Annotated in this window: 19 protein-coding genes; 12 read left to right on the plus strand and 7 right to left on the minus strand. The window is 68.7% G+C overall.

The annotated features are described in order from the left end of the window. Positions 1 to 75 precede the first annotated feature (75 nt). Complete coding sequence (gene bagB, locus ABD116_RS10375; RefSeq protein ID WP_343967434.1) at positions 76 to 1,197, minus strand: ArsA family ATPase; 1,122 nt, start codon at positions 1,195 to 1,197, stop codon at positions 76 to 78. 97 nt (positions 1,198 to 1,294) lie between these two features. After that, positions 1,295 to 2,245: an ATPase BagA gene (gene bagA / locus ABD116_RS10380; RefSeq protein WP_343967436.1), complete on the minus strand. Its 951-nt coding sequence runs from the start codon at positions 2,243 to 2,245 to the stop codon at positions 1,295 to 1,297. 62 nt (positions 2,246 to 2,307) lie between these two features. Between bagA and sp36 the strand changes: the two genes are divergently transcribed. The 5 genes from sp36 to ABD116_RS10405 all read left to right on the plus strand — a co-directional run bounded on the left by sp36 (position 2,308) and on the right by ABD116_RS10405 (position 5,891). After that, on the plus strand, positions 2,308 to 2,469 hold the full coding sequence (gene sp36, locus ABD116_RS10385; protein WP_343967437.1) for a Sp36 family protein: 162 nt from the start codon (positions 2,308 to 2,310) through the stop codon (positions 2,467 to 2,469). Continuing rightward, a complete protein-coding gene (locus ABD116_RS10390) occupies positions 2,466 to 2,927 on the plus strand; it encodes a RidA family protein (protein ID WP_343967438.1) in 462 nt (153 codons plus the stop codon). Before sp36 ends, ABD116_RS10390 begins: the two co-directional genes overlap by 4 nt. Before the next feature lie 269 nt (positions 2,928 to 3,196). Next, entirely contained in the window at positions 3,197 to 4,000 is an 804-nt protein-coding gene (locus ABD116_RS10395) for an NUDIX hydrolase (protein ID WP_343967439.1), read from the plus strand. Continuing rightward, positions 3,997 to 4,785 (plus strand): MBL fold metallo-hydrolase, encoded by a 789-nt coding sequence (locus tag ABD116_RS10400; protein WP_343967440.1) that lies wholly within the window; start codon positions 3,997 to 3,999, stop codon positions 4,783 to 4,785. The genes ABD116_RS10395 and ABD116_RS10400 overlap by 4 nt, the downstream gene beginning before the upstream one ends. Before the next feature lie 176 nt (positions 4,786 to 4,961). Beyond that, a complete protein-coding gene (locus ABD116_RS10405; RefSeq protein ID WP_343967441.1) occupies positions 4,962 to 5,891 on the plus strand; it encodes a type IV toxin-antitoxin system AbiEi family antitoxin domain-containing protein in 930 nt (309 codons plus the stop codon). Between the two features lie 145 nt (positions 5,892 to 6,036). On the opposite strand, the gene ABD116_RS10410 is transcribed toward ABD116_RS10405, so the two are convergent. Continuing rightward, complete coding sequence (locus tag ABD116_RS10410) at positions 6,037 to 6,714, minus strand: Crp/Fnr family transcriptional regulator (protein ID WP_328332586.1); 678 nt, start codon at positions 6,712 to 6,714, stop codon at positions 6,037 to 6,039. Between the two features lie 304 nt (positions 6,715 to 7,018). Here ABD116_RS10410 and ABD116_RS10415 point away from each other — a divergent pair, with 304 nt between their 5' ends. After that, entirely contained in the window at positions 7,019 to 8,761 is a 1,743-nt protein-coding gene (locus ABD116_RS10415; protein ID WP_343967442.1) for a hypothetical protein, read from the plus strand. On the opposite strand, the gene ABD116_RS10420 is transcribed toward ABD116_RS10415, so the two are convergent. Genes ABD116_RS10420 through ABD116_RS10430 form a run of 3 tightly spaced genes read right to left on the minus strand, consistent with a single transcriptional unit; the run spans position 8,758 to position 11,118 of the window. Further along, complete coding sequence (locus tag ABD116_RS10420) at positions 8,758 to 9,222, minus strand: pyridoxamine 5'-phosphate oxidase family protein (protein WP_343967443.1); 465 nt, start codon at positions 9,220 to 9,222, stop codon at positions 8,758 to 8,760. The two genes, ABD116_RS10415 and ABD116_RS10420, sit on opposite strands and share 4 nt — an antisense overlap. Beyond that, positions 9,215 to 10,564, minus strand: a complete 1,350-nt coding sequence (locus ABD116_RS10425) for a carotenoid oxygenase family protein (protein ID WP_343967444.1) — start codon at positions 10,562 to 10,564, stop codon at positions 9,215 to 9,217. Before ABD116_RS10425 ends, ABD116_RS10420 begins: the two co-directional genes overlap by 8 nt. After that, positions 10,564 to 11,118 carry a hypothetical protein gene (locus ABD116_RS10430; RefSeq protein ID WP_343967446.1) on the minus strand — a complete coding sequence of 185 codons (555 nt, stop codon included), beginning with the start codon at positions 11,116 to 11,118 and terminating at the stop codon, positions 10,564 to 10,566. The genes ABD116_RS10425 and ABD116_RS10430 overlap by 1 nt, the downstream gene beginning before the upstream one ends. A 96-nt stretch (positions 11,119 to 11,214) precedes the next feature. Here ABD116_RS10430 and ABD116_RS10435 point away from each other — a divergent pair, with 96 nt between their 5' ends. Continuing rightward, positions 11,215 to 11,733, plus strand: a complete 519-nt coding sequence (locus ABD116_RS10435; RefSeq protein WP_343967448.1) for a PadR family transcriptional regulator — start codon at positions 11,215 to 11,217, stop codon at positions 11,731 to 11,733. A gap of 14 nt (positions 11,734 to 11,747) precedes the next feature. Here the strand turns inward: ABD116_RS10435 and ABD116_RS10440 are convergent, their stop codons facing one another. Further along, the gene (locus ABD116_RS10440) at positions 11,748 to 12,191 is read right to left on the minus strand and encodes a hypothetical protein (protein ID WP_343967449.1); all 444 of its coding nucleotides are present in this window, start codon (positions 12,189 to 12,191) and stop codon (positions 11,748 to 11,750) included. A 92-nt stretch (positions 12,192 to 12,283) separates the two neighbouring features. On the opposite strand from ABD116_RS10440, the gene ABD116_RS10445 reads away from it, so the two are divergent. From ABD116_RS10445 to ABD116_RS10465, 5 genes are read left to right on the plus strand one after another with little or no spacing between them, the layout of a single operon-like run. Further along, on the plus strand, positions 12,284 to 12,886 hold the full coding sequence (locus ABD116_RS10445) for a response regulator transcription factor (protein ID WP_343967450.1): 603 nt from the start codon (positions 12,284 to 12,286) through the stop codon (positions 12,884 to 12,886). Between the two features lie 53 nt (positions 12,887 to 12,939). Continuing rightward, positions 12,940 to 13,707, plus strand: a complete 768-nt coding sequence (nth, locus tag ABD116_RS10450) for an endonuclease III (RefSeq protein ID WP_343967451.1) — start codon at positions 12,940 to 12,942, stop codon at positions 13,705 to 13,707. Then, complete coding sequence (locus ABD116_RS10455) at positions 13,704 to 14,312, plus strand: TlpA family protein disulfide reductase (protein ID WP_343967453.1); 609 nt, start codon at positions 13,704 to 13,706, stop codon at positions 14,310 to 14,312. The genes nth and ABD116_RS10455 overlap by 4 nt, the downstream gene beginning before the upstream one ends. Then, complete coding sequence (locus tag ABD116_RS10460) at positions 14,309 to 15,082, plus strand: NUDIX hydrolase (RefSeq protein ID WP_343967455.1); 774 nt, start codon at positions 14,309 to 14,311, stop codon at positions 15,080 to 15,082. Before ABD116_RS10455 ends, ABD116_RS10460 begins: the two co-directional genes overlap by 4 nt. After that, the gene (locus ABD116_RS10465; RefSeq protein ID WP_343967457.1) at positions 15,079 to 16,251 is read left to right on the plus strand and encodes a MarP family serine protease; all 1,173 of its coding nucleotides are present in this window, start codon (positions 15,079 to 15,081) and stop codon (positions 16,249 to 16,251) included. The genes ABD116_RS10460 and ABD116_RS10465 overlap by 4 nt, the downstream gene beginning before the upstream one ends. Positions 16,252 to 16,275 lie beyond the last annotated feature (24 nt).

The following is a 16,275-nucleotide window of genomic DNA, read 5'->3' on the forward strand; positions in this document are numbered from 1 at the left end:
GACAGGCTCAACCAACGCCCCCACCAGGTCATTCCCGGGGCTTCCGGGCGTTCGCTGAGGGTGAAAAAGGTGACTTCAGGCGGTCAGCAGGTCACCGATCGCGCGCAGGCCGGACAGATCGTGCACGTCGTCGGGCAGCGCCGGTACGTCGACGGTCGCGATCGACCGGTGGCCGCGCCGGAACCGCTCGGCGCGCTTGCGGTCGCTGACCACCTGCTGCATGCGGTCGGCGTGCAAGCGCAGTACGGCCGCCGTGAGCGCCGACTTGTCCTCCGCCTCCAGCCGCTCGGCAGCGGCCAGCGCCTGCTCGGCGGAGACGCCCGGTACGTGGGTAGTCGTCACCCGGTTGAGGACGACCCCGGCGAGCGGCATGTTCTCCTCGCGGAGCCGCTCGGTGAAGTATGACGCCTCCCGCAGCGCATCGTTCTGCGGAGCGGCCACCACCAGGAACGCCGTGTGCGGCTCGCGCAGCAGGGCGACCGTCTTCGCAGCACGCTCCCGGAACCCGCCGAAGAGGGTGTCGAAGGCCGCAGCGAAGGTCTGTACGTCGGTGAGCACCTGCGCGCCCAGCACCTTGTTCATGACCGACATCGCCAGGTTCACCCCGGCCGACATCAGCCGGAACGGGCCGCGCGCGGGCGCCAGCAGCAGCCGGAGGAACCGTCCCTCCAGCAGCGACGCCAGCCGCTCGGGCGCGTCCAGGAAGTCGAGTGCCGACCGCGACGGTGGTGTGTCGACGACGATCAGGTCCCAGTCGCCGGTCTTCTCGGACTGCTTGTACAACTGCCCGAGCTTCTCCATCGCCATGTACTCCTGCGTGCCCGCGAAGGAGCTCGAAAGCGCCACGTAGAAGGGGTTCGCGAGGATCTGGTCGGCCTTCTCAGGCGTCGCGTGCGAGAGCACCACCTCGTCGAACGTGCGCTTCATGTCGAGCATCATCGCGTCGAGCCGGCCACCGTTCGTGGCGTCGACGTCGGCCACCGCCCGGGGTTTGTTGTCCAGCTCCGTCAGCCCCAGCGCCTGCGCTAGCCTGCGTGCCGGATCGATCGTCAGCACGACGACCTTCCGCCCGCGCTCGGCCGCCCGCAGCCCCAAAGCGGCAGCAGTCGTCGTCTTGCCGACACCGCCCGAGCCGCAAGTCACGATGATGCGCGTGCCGGGATCATCAATCAACGCATCCAGATCCAAGGCGGTCATGGGGCCTCCAGTTCTGGACTGAGGAGCGAAGCGACGAGGGAAGAACGGGAGTTCAACCCCATGACCCGCCGAGCCGGAGGCGAGGCCGAAAGCACAGTCACGAACGCAACTCCTCGGCCAGGTCGAACAGAGCGCCGTGGTCGATGCCGTCCGGCAGCAGCGCGAGCTCCGTCACTTTCTTGCCCAGGGCATCTATCCGGTCGCGGTTCTCGCGCTCCAGCCCGACCCGGACGGCGTGGTCGTGGGCCTCCTGCGCGAGCGCTGCCGTGAGCTCCTTGGTGGGGGTGATGCCGGCCGCCTTGAGTCCGCGGGTGAGCTCGGCGGCGGGCAGTTTCTCCTTCACCGCAAGGGCGAGCGCGTCGTCGTCGAGCGGGCTGCGCCGGACCATGTTGACCACGATCGAGCCGACCTTGAGGTCCAGCGACTCGAGCTGCTCGACCGCGTCGAGGGTTTCCTGGACGGGCATCTCCTCGAGCAGCGTGACCAGGTGGATCCGGGTGACGTCCGAGCGGAGCATGCCCATGATGGCGTCCGCCTGGTTGCGGATCGGGCCGACCTTGGCCAGCCCGGCGACCTCATGGTTCACGTTGAGGAACCGTCCGACCCGGCCGGTCGGGGGTGCGTCCAGTACTACGGCGTCGTACGCGAGTCGCCCGTGCGCCTTCCGCCGGGTCGCCTCGTAGACCTTGCCGGTGAGCAGTACGTCGCGGAGGCCCGGCGCGATCGTGGTGACGAAGTCGACGGCCCCCACCTTGTCGAGTGCCTTCCCGGCGCGGCCGAGGTGGTAGTACATGTCCAGGTACTCCAGCAGGGCCGCCTCGGCGTCCACTGCGAGCGCGTAGACCTCGCCCCCGGCCGGGCCGACGGCTATCCGGCGCTCGACGTACGGGAGCGGCGGTACGTCGAAGAGCTGGGCCAGCCCCTGGCGGCCCTCCACCTCGACCAGCAGGACCCGCTTGCCCTGGTCGGCGAGCGCCAGCGCCATGGCGGCGGCGACCGTCGTCTTGCCGGTCCCGCCTTTGCCCGTGACCACATGCAGCCTCGCCATGATCCCCAGACTAGGTCGTGGGCCACAGCACACTCTCGTTGACGCCCGTTAGAGTCCCTCTCATGAAGAAGTTCGAGTACTCCACAGTGCCCCTCCTGGTCCACGCGACCAAGGAGATCCTCGACAGCTGGGGTCAGGACGGCTGGGAGCTGGTCCAGGTCGTCCCGGGCCTCAACCCGGAGAACCTGGTCGCCTACCTGAAGCGGGAGATCCCCCAGTCATGAGCCACCCCGAGGAGAAGCTGGCCGAGCTCGGCCTGAAGCTGCCCGAGGTCGCCAAGCCGGTCGCCGCGTACGTACCCGCCGTGCGGACCGGCAATCTCGTCTACACGTCCGGTCAGCTGCCGCTGCGCGAAGGCACCCTGATCGCCACCGGCAAGGTCGGCGCCGAGGTCACGGCCGAGGTCGCCGCCGAGTGCGCCCAGCAGTGCGCGCTGAACGCGCTGGCCGCGGTCAAGGCGGAGATCGGCGACCTCGCCGGCATCAAGCGGATCGTCAAGGCGGTCGCCTTCATCGCCTCCACCCCCGACTTCACCGGCCAGCCCCAGGTCGCCAACGGAGCCTCCGAACTCTTCGGGCAGGTCTTCGGCGAAGCCGGCCAGCACGCCCGCTCCGCCGTCGGCGTCCCCGTCCTCCCCCTGGACGCCCCGGTAGAGGTCGAACTGATCGTCGAGGTCAACTGACCCACCGAGCCCGGCGGCTGCCCCACGCAGCCGCCGAGCCCGGCAAGCCGGTGCCTGCCAGGCAGCACCCCGGGTCTACCCGGGCCCAGGGCGCCGGAACCGGCTGTCGCAGGGGGCGGCCCGCTGTCAGCCGTGCCGGGCTCAGCACAACGCAGACCGCTCGGGTGCTCCACCGGCACAGCATTTGCGGTGCTCTCCAACGGGTTCCCGGCGCAGCGCCGACGCATTGACCGGAGGTACGAATGGTTCGGGACTTGAAGTCTCACCTGATGTCCGGACGGATGGCGGCTGAGGCGCTCTCGTTCATCCGTGATGGGCGGACAGCGGTCGAGCCTCGGCCTGCCTCCACCGTCATCCTCACGCGGGACACTCCGGCCGGTCCCGAGGTGTATCTGCTCCGGCGGCAGCAGAGCATGGCGTTTGCGGCGGGAATGACTGTGTTTCCCGGGGGCCGGGTGGACGCGACCGACTCTTCCATCGCGGACTCGTGGTCCGGGCCGTCCCCGGAGTGGTTCGGGGAGCGGATGGGGTGCTCGGCGGAGGATGCCGCGGCTTACGTGGCGGCTGCTGTGCGGGAGACCTTCGAGGAGTCCGGCGTACTACTGGCCGGGCCAGATGCCGGCTCCGTGGTCAGCGACACCAGCGGCGACGACTGGGAGGCCGACCGGGTCGCACTCGAGTCACGGGAGCTCGGGTTCGCCAACTTTCTGCACCGCCGAGGACTGGTACTCCGCGCCGACCTGCTCGGCGTCTGGGCGCACTGGATCACCCCGGAGTTCGAGCCACGGCGCTATGACACCCGCTTCTTCGTCGCCGCGCTCCCGGCCGGCCAGGTGACCCGCGACGTGACCAGCGAGTCCGACCAGGTCGCCTGGATGCCCCCTGCCGACGCAGTACGCGCAGTGGAGGCCGGGGAGATGCTCATGCTCCCGCCCACCTACCTCTGCTGCCGTGACCTGATCCCGTACGCCGCTGTGCCCGACATCCTCACAGCCGCGACCGCCCGAGAGATCCGCCCGATCCTGCCGACGGTACGGGTGGAGAACGACCAGGCCTACCTGGAGACGACATGACAGCCGAACAGGTCACCGCCTACGCATCCCGAGTACTAGCGGCGAACCCGGGTCCGATGACCCTGGAGGGCACCAACACCTGGATCCTCCGGGCCCCAGACGCCGACACTGCCGTCGTAGTCGACCCGGGACCGATGCTGGAGGAGCACCTGCGCGCAGTGCTCGACGCAGTCGCGGAGTACGAGTGCACTGTCTCCACAGTCCTGCTCACGCATGGGCACTTCGACCACTCGGAGGGTGCTGCGTGGTTCGCCTCGCAGGCCAACGCCCCGGTACGTTCGGTCGACCCTGCCTTCCGGATCCCGACCGACCACGCGCACGGGCTCGGTGAGGGCGATGTGATCACCTCAGGCGACCTGCGGATCGAAGTACTGCCGACACCAGGCCACACGATGGACTCAGTCTGCTTCTGGCTCCCGCAGGACGGCTCACTGCTGACCGGCGACACAGTGCTCGGCCGCGGCACCTCAGTCGTCGCCCACCCCGACGGAGCCCTAGGTCCCTACCTGGACTCCCTCGAAAGCCTCCGAGCCTTCGCCAACTCCCCAGCCGGCGTCGAGCGCCTCCTACCCGGCCACGGCCCGGTAATCACCGACCCAGGCGCAGTACTGACCCACTACCTCAACCACCGCCAGGACCGCCTCAACCAGGTCCGCACGGCAGTCGCCGACGGCTACACGACCGCCGAGGCGATCGTCCAGCACGTCTACGCCGACGTCGACCCAACCCTCTGGCCCGCCGCCGAACGCTCAGTCCAAGCCCAACTGACCTACCTCAACCCATAACCGCCCACCCCTCCCCAAACCCACCATCTGAGGGGTTAACCCCTCAGATGGTGGGTTGCCCAGCCGGAATCTCAGGGGGCAACCCACCAGTTGGCGGGTTAACCCCCGAAATGGGTTGTCCACAGGGGGCGGTGGAGGTGCTGCGGGGACGGGGTGGGAGTGGGGATGCTGGGGTGATGAATCCACTGCTGAAGCTGATCGCTGTCGAGCACGGTGGCGTTTTCAGCCGTTCTCAGGCACTCAGTTGCGGCTATACCCATGAGCAGTTGCGGGAGCGGTTGGCTGACGGTCGCTGGGAGAAGGTCCGCTACGGGCAGTACGCCGAGAGGGTGGAGCTGAGTCTGACCTCGTGGGATCGGGAAATCTGGCTGCATCGCCGGCTGGCCTTCGCGGTCGCGAACTCGATCGCTTCAGGAACCATTGCCCTCAGCCACCAGACGGCTCTGGTCTTCCATCAAGTACCGCTGTGGGGAGTCGACCTGACCGAAGTACAGGTCAGTCGACTGGATGGGCGTCGTGGCGGGCCGGTCGCGGGAGTACGTCATCACCGGGGCGGGTTTGCGCCTACCGAGCTGATCCAGGTCGACGGGCTGACCATGGCAACCGTCTCGCGGGCGCTCGCCGAGACGGCCTGTACGACGTCCTTCGAGGCCGGGGTGGTGAGCGCGGATGCCGTCCTCCGGGATCATCCGATCGAGCCGGCGGCCATGCTTGCCAGGATCGAATTCTGGCCGGGAAGCGCTACCGCGAAGGCGGCACTTGCGTTCGCCGACAAGCGCTCGGAGTCGGTCGGGGAGTCGAGGTTGCGGGTTCTCTTTCACCAGCAGGGTCTCCCGGAGCCGCTACTTCAGGTGGAATTCGGTGACGCCGACGGCTTCATCGGCCGGGTCGACTTCTACTTCCCGGAGCAGGGCACTGTCGTCGAGTTCGACGGCTTGGTGAAGTACGCGGCGGGTGATCGGGAGACGCTGATCCGCGAGAAGCTTCGCGAGGATCGTCTGCGAGCGCTCGGTCTCGAGGTGGTTCGGATTGTCTGGGCAGACCTCAAGTGGCCGGCCGACGTCGCCACGCGCGTCCGACGCGGCTTCGCCCGCCGCGCCGCCTGAGGGGTTGACCCCCGAGTTGGTGGGTTGCCCCCCGAGATTCCGGTGGTGCAACCCACCATCTGAGGGGTTAACCCCTCAGATGGCAGCGGGTGAGCGGGGTCAGCGGGGTCAGCGGGTGAGGGGGCAGCGGGCGCGGCGGCGGGGGTCAGCGGGCGCGGCGTTGGAGGCGTTCGATGTCGAGGAGGACTACTGAGCGGGGCTCGAGGCGGACCCAGCCGCGGGAGGCGAAGTCGGCCAGGGCCTTGTTGACGGTTTCGCGGGAGGCGCCGACCAGCTGGGCCAGCTCCTCCTGGGTGAGGTCGTGGTGGACGTGGACGCCGTCGTCCGCCGTACGGCCGAAGCGGCTGGCCAGGTCGAGCAGGGCCTTGGCCACGCGGCCGGGGACGTCGGAGAACACCAGGTCTGCCACGACGTCGGAAACCTTGCGCAGGCGGGAGGCCAGCTGGAGCAGCAGGCCGCGGGCGACCTCGGGACGGCCGGCCAGCCAGCGGAGCAGCTCGTCGTGGGTCAGGGCCATCAGCGACGCGTCGGTGACCGCGGTGACGGTCGACTGGCGCGGTCCGGGGTCGAACAGGGACAGCTCGCCGAACATCTGACCCGGGCCGAGCACGGCCAGCAGGTTCTCCCGGCCGTCGGCCGAGGTCCGGCCGAGCTTGACCTTGCCCTCGACGACGACGAACAGCCGGTCGCCGGAGTCGCCTTCGTGGAACAGCACCTGGCCACGGCGCAGCCGGCTCTCGGTCATCGACGCGGTGAGCGCGTCGGCTGCCTCGTCGTCCAGCTGGCTGAACAGCGGTGCCTGTCGGAGCACTGCGGCGTCCACGAATGGGCCTCCTCGGACCTGAACTGCGACTTACGAGCAGGCCTTGAGCCCGCTCGGCGCCAGGCGGATCGCACCCGGTCGCCCCAAAACCGTAGCTCCTCCTGTCCACCCACCGCCACGTAGGCCCGCCGGGACTCGCCGGAACACCCTCCGGCGGACCCCTGAGCCGAGAAGATGAGGAATGCTCGCCTGGCTCCGGAACCGTCGCGCCCGCGCCCGCAAAGACGCCCTGGCGGCGGAGACGAGAGAGCTCGCTCAACGCACAGGCGCCGACCCGGCGATGAGGCGCAGGGTGGACTCGCCCATGCAGCGGCTGGGCCGGCAGCTCGCCAGCGACTCACTGCGCGAAACCCGCGACATGCGCCGTCCCGAGGTGACTGCCGACGTGGACCACCTCCTCCACGCCGGCGAGATCGAACCGGCGCTCGACATCCTCAGAGCAAGCAGCCTCCCCGCCGACCGGTACCGGCTGAAGCTCATCCTCCGCGACCTCGGCCGGACCGAGGAGCTCGAGGAACTCGAGAACTGGTCCGAGCACCTCGAGAAGCTCCGGGACGAAAATCGGTTGGACGAGCTACGCCTGGCGGCCGAGACCGGGGACTGTGAGGCCCGGACGCTGCTGCTCAGGGCGTTCGCCAAGGCCGAGGACGTCGAGGGTCTCCGGATGTTCGCCGGCGGTGACCCGCACGCCACCGAGCTGTTGCTTCACCTGCTGGCCAAGCTGCGGCGGGTGGACGAGTTGCGGGCTTTCGTGATCGCCGGTGATCAGCGCGCCAAGAAGCTGCTGTTGCCGTTGCTCGGTCACCTTGGCCGGTTCGACGATCTCCGGAGCTTCGACGATCGGGATGCCGATGGTGAGCTGATCGACCAGCTGCTCAGGCGGGGTCTGGTCGACGAGGCTGCCAACGAGTTGCGCGAGCGGCCGAACGCGACGCCCACCACCACCGACCGCTGGTACGAGCTGGCTTGCCTGTACGCCGAACAGGACCGGCCCCGCGAAGCGATCGCCGTACTCCGCGACAAGCGCATCGACGCGGAACTGCTCGCCACGCTGCTGGCCGGCCAAGGCGAGGTGACCGAGGCCCTCGCCGTACTGGACTCCTCGAAGCTCCGGCAGTCCCCGCGCAGCGCCGCCCGGATGCGGGTCGCCCACGGCCGCCTCGACGAACTCCGAATCCGCGCCGACGCCGGCGACCACATCTCCGCCGAAGAACTCGCTGCCGCCCTCGCTCGCGCAGCTACCGCCCAGGCTGCAGACGAGGCCGATGCCGCCGAACTCGACGAGCTACGGACCCGCGCCGCGACCGGGGAGCCGGTCTACGAACGCCAACTGATCGGCACCCTTGGTCGCCTGGGCCGCCTGGACGAGCTCGAAACCCTCGCGGCCGATCGCCCAGCCGCTCGCGCGATGTGGTGGGCGATGTACCTGGCAACCGTCGGCCCGGAGATCGACGACGTGCCCCGTGCCGTGGACGACCAGCCGACGAAACGACACTGGATCACCGAAGAGAAGGAGGTGGCCGAGGTGATCCGCCTCCTGGTCGAGAAGCAGCGGATCGACAACGCGATCGCCCTGGCCAAGAACCGGCGTGCCGCCGGCAACCAATGGGCCGAGCAGTGGATCCCCGACCTGCCTTCCTCCGCCCGCCCCGACAACCCTGACGAACTGCTACTGACCAACCAGGCTGTCGCCGCGATCCAGGAACTCCTCGCGACCTGCCCAGTGGGCGAGGAGCGCAGGACGATGCTCAGAGTCGCCGATGCCGCCTACCACTTGTACGGCGAGCTGCGGCTCGCCCTGGTGGCGCCCGATCGGGCAGACATCTCACTGGCCTGCTGGCACGTCAACATGGATACGGCCTCCTATTTCGGAGACCACCCACCCGAAGAGACCGAGATGGCGCTACCACCGGAAGGCACTGCGGTCCCCAACCTCACCCGGACCATCGACTTCATCGAGGCGCTGGCCATCCGCTTGAAGGTCCGCCACATCCCCCGCCCGAACGGCAGCCACCTCACCATCACGGTCCTACTCCCCTTGGACTAGCCGACGTCCAGAGCGGTGCCGTACAGGCGGCTCACCTTGAGTCGGATGACGACTCGTCGTTCAGCCACCAGTTGGTCGAAGAACGCCTGGCCGAGGTCTCCCTGTACCTCTGTCGGCAGCATGCTCAGCAATTCACGCCCGGTTGCGTCTCCCGCCACCGTGGTGACGTCTGAGATCTCAGCCACCCCTTCGGCCACCGCGAAGGACCAGTGGTCCGCCGCCGAGACGTGCAGCGCCGCTCGCGGGTCGTTCCGCAACTGCTTCACCTTGACCCGATCGGCGGTGGTGGAGAACCGCACGATCCGGGCCGCCGGGTCCCAGTTGTAGAGCATCGTCGTCAGATGCGGGTGTCCGCTGCGCTTGTTGGTCGCCAGTACGCCGAACTGCTGCTCACCGAGCAGCGCCGACAAAGCGTCATCCGCGAGCACGCGCGGCGCGGGGCCGCCTTGATCATCAGACATGCGTGGGAAGTCTCCCGTTGGTCGAGGATTGATCGGCGAGCCAGTTGCCGTGGAAACCGTACGGGACGCGAACCGGTAGGTGAACGGTCGCCACCGGTGGTGCGGCCAGGTCGGTGGCGTCGAGGAGGACGAGGTCGCTGGTGTCGGTGGCCGCGTCGTGGACGTATGTCATCAGCCAGCCGTCGCCCCCGGGCTGGTCGTCAGCCGGTACGAAGGCCGCCTCCCCAGGAGTCCGCCCCGCCCCGAACTCGTGTGAGCTGACAGCACCTGAGCGCAGGTCGTACCGGAGCAAGGCACTGGAGCCGGTGGGATGCGCGACGGTCGCGTGCCCGTGCCGGGCGTCCAGCCCAGCAAGGCGATCGTCGATCCGGGGGAACTCGGCCGCCCGGTCGTGAAGCTGCTCCTCCCGGATCACCCCGGTCGTCAGATCGATGGTCCAACGCCACAGCGTCGCCTCCTGGCTCCGGCCGCCGAACAGCTCCGGATAACGCATGACGTGGAGAACGATCTGCTCATGCCCGTCCGGTCCGGCCTGGTCATGAGCGTTGAGCGTGTGGAAGACATAACAGGGATCGATCGAGAACCAGCGCACGGCGCCGTGCGGGTCGTCGCGCCGCAGTACGCCGAGCCGAGCGCCGTACCCCTCGTTCCAGCGGAACGGCATCCCGGCGCCCGACCGCGCGGTCTCCAGATCGAAGACCACCGGCAGGTCCATGAAGATCACGTGGCCGGCGGACAGGTGGAAGTCGTGGTTCATCGTCGCGGCCGGAACGTCGATCGGACGGCTGATCACCAGCTCGCCGGTCGCGTCGGCGCGGTGATAGGTCAGGTACGGCGCCCGCAGGCTGTAGCCGAAGAAGTGCAGCTCGCCGGTGGCCGGGCAGGTCTTCGGGTGCGCGGTCATTGCCGTGCGCAACTTGCCATGGAAGTCGTACGGCCCGACGGTGTCCAGGTCACAGGTGAGTTCGTAGGGGTAGGAGGACTCGACCAGCGCCAGCGTGCGACCGGCGTGCCGGATGACGTGCGTGTTGGCGACCCCCGCCGTCAGATCCAGGTTCCCTTCGGCGTCGTTGACCGAGGCGCCGTCGGTGAAGGTGGAGGTACGGACCCAGCGGTTCCGGTACGACGCCGCCCGGCCGCCCTCGAGCCGTACGCCGTGGATCATGCCGTCGCCGAAGAACCAGTGACCCGAGGCCGCGTCGTGCGGATTCGGCCCGTTGCGGAGGTACCAGCCGGTGAGCGCGGGCGGGATCTGACCGGTCACCGGCAGGTCGTACGCCGTGAGCTCCTGCTCGACCGGCGCGTAGTTGCCGGCCAGGTGTGGTGCGGGCGCGGTCGTCATCACGAGGCCCGGAGCTGAGCGGCCTTGGCCTGGATGTGGGCGACGTAGCGAAGGGTGAAGACCATCGGTACGACGAACCCCGCGACCTGTACGACGGTCCGCCCCGCCGACCCGGAATGCGCCAGAGCCAGAAGGCATAAACCGGTCACGGCGAAGCACCCGGTCCACACGGCCGTGATGATCACGTTGACGCGCACGAACAGCGGCTGGCCCCAGTACTCCCTGGGCGTCGTCTGCTTGGCGACACCCAATGTGAAGGGCTTGCGGATGGCCAATGAGATCCCGGCGATGAGGGCGAGCGTGCCGGACGACAGCGCCGCCGCGTACGGGTGCAGCCCGCTGTCCGGGCTGGTGAAGGCCACGACCGTGATGACGGCGAAGAAGACCGCCGAGCCGATCTCGATGATCAGGGCGTCGGCCGTGCGGCCGGCCCGGGTCTGCTGGGCGATCAGGCCGACGGAGAGGACCAGAGCGATCAATGCCGCCCAGTTCCAGTGGGCCGACGGGATGAGCGCGTAGACGATCCACGGGGCGAAGGTCCGGAGGTAGGACATGAGCGGTACTCCCTGATCGACGAGCTTCCGAATCTGACATGTCAAAAGTAGAAGGTCAGCTATCGACATGTCAAGAGTGGAAGGTAGAGTGTGGGTATGAGCCTGCGACATGCCCTGCTCGGACTGCTGGTCGACCATCCGGCCAGCGGCTACGACCTGCTGAAGGCCTTCGACACCTCGCTGGCCAACGTCTGGCCTGCCACCCAGAGCCAGATCTACGGCGAGCTCACCAAGCTCGCCGACAACGGGCTGATCGTCGTCTCGGAGCAGGGCCCGCGCGGCCGCAAGGAGTACACGCTCACCGACACCGGCCTGGCCGAGCTCCGCCGCTGGCTCACGCAGACCGAGCCTCAGCGCACCACCCGCAGCGACGTCCTGCTCCGCGTCTTCTTCCTCGGCGTGCTGACCCCGCAACAGGCCCGCGACTACCTGGCCGGCCAAGCCGCCCACGCCGCCGAGCTGCACGCGAACCTCAAGGCTCTGGACGCCGCGATCGATTGGGACGACGACAACCTGTCCGTCTACGGCCGCATAGCCCTCGAATACGGCCAACGCTTCGCAGCGATGCAACAGGAGTGGGCTGAGTGGGCCCGCACGCAGGTCCGGAACACGTGAGGGCCCGCCGCCGGTCAGAGCTTGAGGAGTCTGGATCCCCAGTTGTAGTCGTGCGAGGCGGCCTTGGTGGTGCCCAGATAGTTGGTGGTGGTTACGTTGGCCTCGTTCTTCGCCGATCCTCTGACCCAGGTGGTTTCTTCGTACCTCGCGACCTCTCGGCTCACCTTCCCGACGACCTGGATGCAGGTGGTCCAGATGTAGGTGTCGGCCCGCAGGTAGATGGTGCGGGATTTCCACTCGTCGAGCCGGCCGACGAAGATGGTCCACAGGTAGTCGCCGTCGGCGAGGTAGATCGTGCGCTGGATGCAGGACTGCGGGGAGCCGACGGGCGCGTCGTAGGCCAGGTACTGGTTCTGGGTCAGGTAGGCGCCGTCGTCGGCATAGGCCGGCACCGCGGTGAAGCCGAAGGTCGTCGCGAGCAGAGTGATTGCGGTCAGGAGTTTCGGGCGGATACGCATGCGACGAGTCTGTGGCCGGACGGCACCGGGGCACAGAGAAGCGATCACCTTCTTGGCTGTGAAGATGTCATGCCCTTGGAAGGGGAGGCGGCGTGATCCGCGTTCTGCTGGCCGACGACATGAAGCTGTTCCGGGCCGCGCTGCGGAACCTGCTCGAGCAGCACGGCTTCGAAGTCGTCGCCGAGGTGTACTGCGGTGACCTGATCGTGCCGACCGCGCTGGAGTTGCGCCCCGACGTCGCCGTGATCGACATCGAGATGCCCGGTCAGGACGGCCTGGCGGCCGCCGCCGCACTGCACAACGAGCTCCCCGACTGCCGGACCCTGATCCTGACCGCATCGGCCAGCCCCGCGAACATGCACCGGGCGCTGAGCGCACGGGCCGCCGGGTTCATGAGCAAGGACGTCTCGCCCGACGCGCTGGCCGAAGCGATCAGGAAGGTCGCCGCGGGGTTCGAGGTGGTCGATCCGCAGGTTGCCGCGGCGGCTCTCCGGTTGCCGCCCAATCCGTTGACGCCGCGCGAGGTCGAGGTACTGCGGTTGTCCGCGGGCGGCTCGGCGGCCCGGCAGATCGCGGTGGATCTGTTCATCTCCACCGCGACGGTCCGCAACTATCTCAGCTCGATCGTGGCCAAGCTGCATGCCCGGACCCAGCTGGACGCGGTCCGGATCGCCGTCGACGCCGGCTGGATCTGACCGACCGGGCCGCCCTCGGAATCTTGTAGGTGGGCGGACGTAGGCTGGCCTGCATGCCGATCCAGCGTGTCGAGGCTCCGGCCTCTGTGGAACCCCCGATCAAGCTGCCCCGGAAGGCGCCCGTTTTCGACGGCGAGACCTCCACCCAGCTGGTCCGGCGGGCGCGCAAGATGCACAAGCTGCTGACCGATACCTATCCGGATGCGCACTGTGAGCTCGACTTCAGCACTCCGCTGGAGTTGCTGGTCGCCACCATCCTGTCGGCGCAGACCACAGACGTCACCGTCAACAAGGTGACCCCGACGCTGTTCGCGAAGTACCCGGACGCGGTCGCGTACGCCGAGGCCGATCGGGAGGAGATGGAGGCGATCCTCAAGCCGACCGGCTTCTTCCGGGCCAAGACGAACAGCCTGCTCAAGCTCGGCCAGGCCCTGGTCGACGACTACGACGGCGTCGTGCCGAACAAGCTGGAAGAGCTGGTCAAGCTCCCGGGTACCGGCCGCAAGACGGCGAACGTCGTACTGGGCAACGCCTTCGGCATCCCCGGGATCACCGTCGACACGCACTTCGGCCGGCTGGTCCGCCGGTTCGGCTGGACCACCGAGGAGGATCCGGTCAAGGTCGAGCACATCATCGGCGACCTGTTCCCGAAGAAGGACTGGACGATGCTGTCGCACCGGCTGATCTTCCACGGCCGCCGCCGCTGCCACGCCAAGAAGCCGGCCTGCGGCGCCTGTCCGATCGCGCAGTGGTGCCCCTCCTACGGCACCGGCCCGACCGACCCCGACCTGGCCGCGAAACTGGTGAAGATCCCAGCGTGAGCAAGCCATCCAGCCCCCGTACTACGTTCCGCCACGCCGCCCTGATCGGCGTCCTGGCGGCGTGCGGGTTGCTGCTGGCTGCCTGCGGCGACCAAAAGGCGGCGACCCCACCGGCTGACAGCAAACCGCAAGCAGCCGGCGAACTGGTGCCCTGCCCGACGGTCGAATCGCGACCCCCGGTGGCCAACGCGCTGCCCGATGTCAGCCTGCCCTGCCTCGGCGACGGCCCCGACATCCGCCTGTCCGATCTGCGCGGCCCGCTGCTGGTCAACGTCTGGGCGCAGTGGTGCGGCCCGTGCCGCAAGGAAGCGCCGTACCTGGCCGAGCTGCACGTCAAAGCCGGCGACAAGGTCAAGCTGATCGGCATCGACTACATCGACACCCGGCCGGACCTGGCGGTGAAGTTCGCGGTCGACCAGCACTGGGACTACCCGCATGTCGCCGACCGCGACAAGCAGGTCCAGCAAGGACTCAAGATCGGCGGGCCGCCGCTGACCGCCTTCGTCGACGCGAAGGGCGCGGTCGTCTACGTGCACCGCGCGCCGTTCACGTCGCAGCAGGAGCTGGATCAGCTGGTGCGCGAGAAACTGGGAGTGACCTGGTGAGGACCAGTACGACGTTCGACGTGCAGCTGCCCGACTTCCTGCAGCCGTTGCTCTCGGCATCCAAAGCGGTCGACCCCAAGGAGCTGTCGCGCTTCCTGCCGCCCGAGGACGACCCGGGCGTGCGCGGTTCGGCGGTACTGATCCTGCTTGCCGACGGCAACGACGCCGACGGCCCCGATGTGTTGCTGACCGAACGCGCCTGGACGTTGCGCAGTCACGCCGGCCAGATGTCCTTCCCCGGTGGGCGCGTCGACCCTGAGGACGGCAGTGGTGTCGAAGGACTGGTCCGTACCGCGCTGCGCGAGGCCGAGGAGGAGACCGGGCTCGAGCCGGGCGGGATCGACGTGTTCGCCGTCTGGCCGTCACTCTGGGTGCCGGTGAGCAACTTCGCCGTCTCGCCCGTGGTCGGCTGGTGGCGGGAGCCCTCGCCGGTGGCGGTGGTCGATCCGGCCGAGGTCGCCTCGGTGCACCGGGTGGCGCTCGCGGCGCTGGCCGACCCCGCCAACCGGGTCAGCTGCCTGCATCCGTCCGGTTTCACCGGTCCGGCCTTCACGGTGGGTGACCTCTTCATCTGGGGGTTCACCGCCGGTCTGCTCGACAAGTTGCTCAAGCTCGGCGGCTGGGCGCGCGACTGGGACCCCGGCAACGTCGTACCGTTGCCCGACCGACTGGTCGAGGCGGCCTGGCGGAGTGAGGGGCGGCGGCCGGAGGACGTTCGACGGCTGACGGCCATCGAGCACGACCTGGGGCGTCCGGAGGGTGTGGAGTGAGCGGTCTCGATATCGCGCTGCTGGTGGTGACGGTGCTGGTGGCGATCTCGGGTTACGTCGAGGGTTTCGTCCTCGGCGCCTGCGCCACGCTCGGGCTGCTGGCGGGCGCGGCGGTCGGCGTGTACGGCGTACCGCGGGTGCTGGACAACTTCTCGCCCAGCGTCGAGGTGTCGTTCGCGGCGCTGGTACTGGTCGTGTTGCTGGCCTCGATCGGGCGGACCGTCGGAGCGCTGCTCGGCTCCAGGCTGCGCAACAAGATCTCCTGGAAACCGGTCAAGGCCGTCGACGCGCTGGGCGGCGCAGTACTGGCCGCGGCGTCCGTACTGGTCGTCTCGTGGGTGCTCGGTGTCGCCGTGAGCGGTGCCCGGATCCCGAGCGTGACGTCCGCGGTGCGTGGCTCACAGGTGCTCGCCAAGGTCGACGAGGCGTTGCCGGGTGGCGCCGACCGCGCGCTGCAGGCGTTCAACGACGTGGTGAACACCGATCTGTTCCCGCGCTTCCTCGACCCGTTCGTGCCGGAGCGGATCCGCGAGACGCAGCCGCCGGACGGCGCGATCGCCCGCAACCCGACCGTGCGATCGGCGTACAGCCGGATCGCCAAGGTGACCGGCGTCGCGAACTGCTCGCGCGGCCTCGAGGGCAGCGGTTTCGTCTACGCGCCGCAACGGGTGATGACGAACGCGCACGTGGTGGCCGGCGTCAGCTCGCCGAAGGTCGAGGTCAACGGGCACTCGTACGACGCCAAGGTGGTGCTGTTCGACTCGAGCGTGGACATCGCCGTCCTGTACGTCCCTGAGCTCAACGCCAAGCCACTCGCCTTCGACAACGACGGCAAGGCCGACGCCACCGCGGTCGTGCTCGGCTACCCGGAGAACGGGCCGTTCGACTCCGAGCCGGCCAGGATCCGGTCCGAGGAGCGGCTGCGCGGGCCGGACATCTACGGCGACAAGACGGTCACCCGCAAGGCCTTCTCGATCTGGGCCCAGGTCCGCCCGGGCAACTCCGGCGGCCCACTGCTCTCCTCGAAGGGCACTGTGTACGGCGTGGTCTTCGCGGCCTCGGTGGAGGACAACCGCACCGGCTACGTGCTGACCGCCGAGCAGGTCGCGGAGGACGCGGCCGCTGGTTCCAAGGCAACCCAGGAAGTCTCGACTCACAGCTGCACCTGATCCAGCTGCAACGGATCGCGTGGT

Source organism: Kribbella koreensis (assembly GCF_039525325.1).
Taxonomy (GTDB): Bacteria; Actinomycetota; Actinomycetes; order Propionibacteriales; family Kribbellaceae; genus Kribbella; species Kribbella koreensis.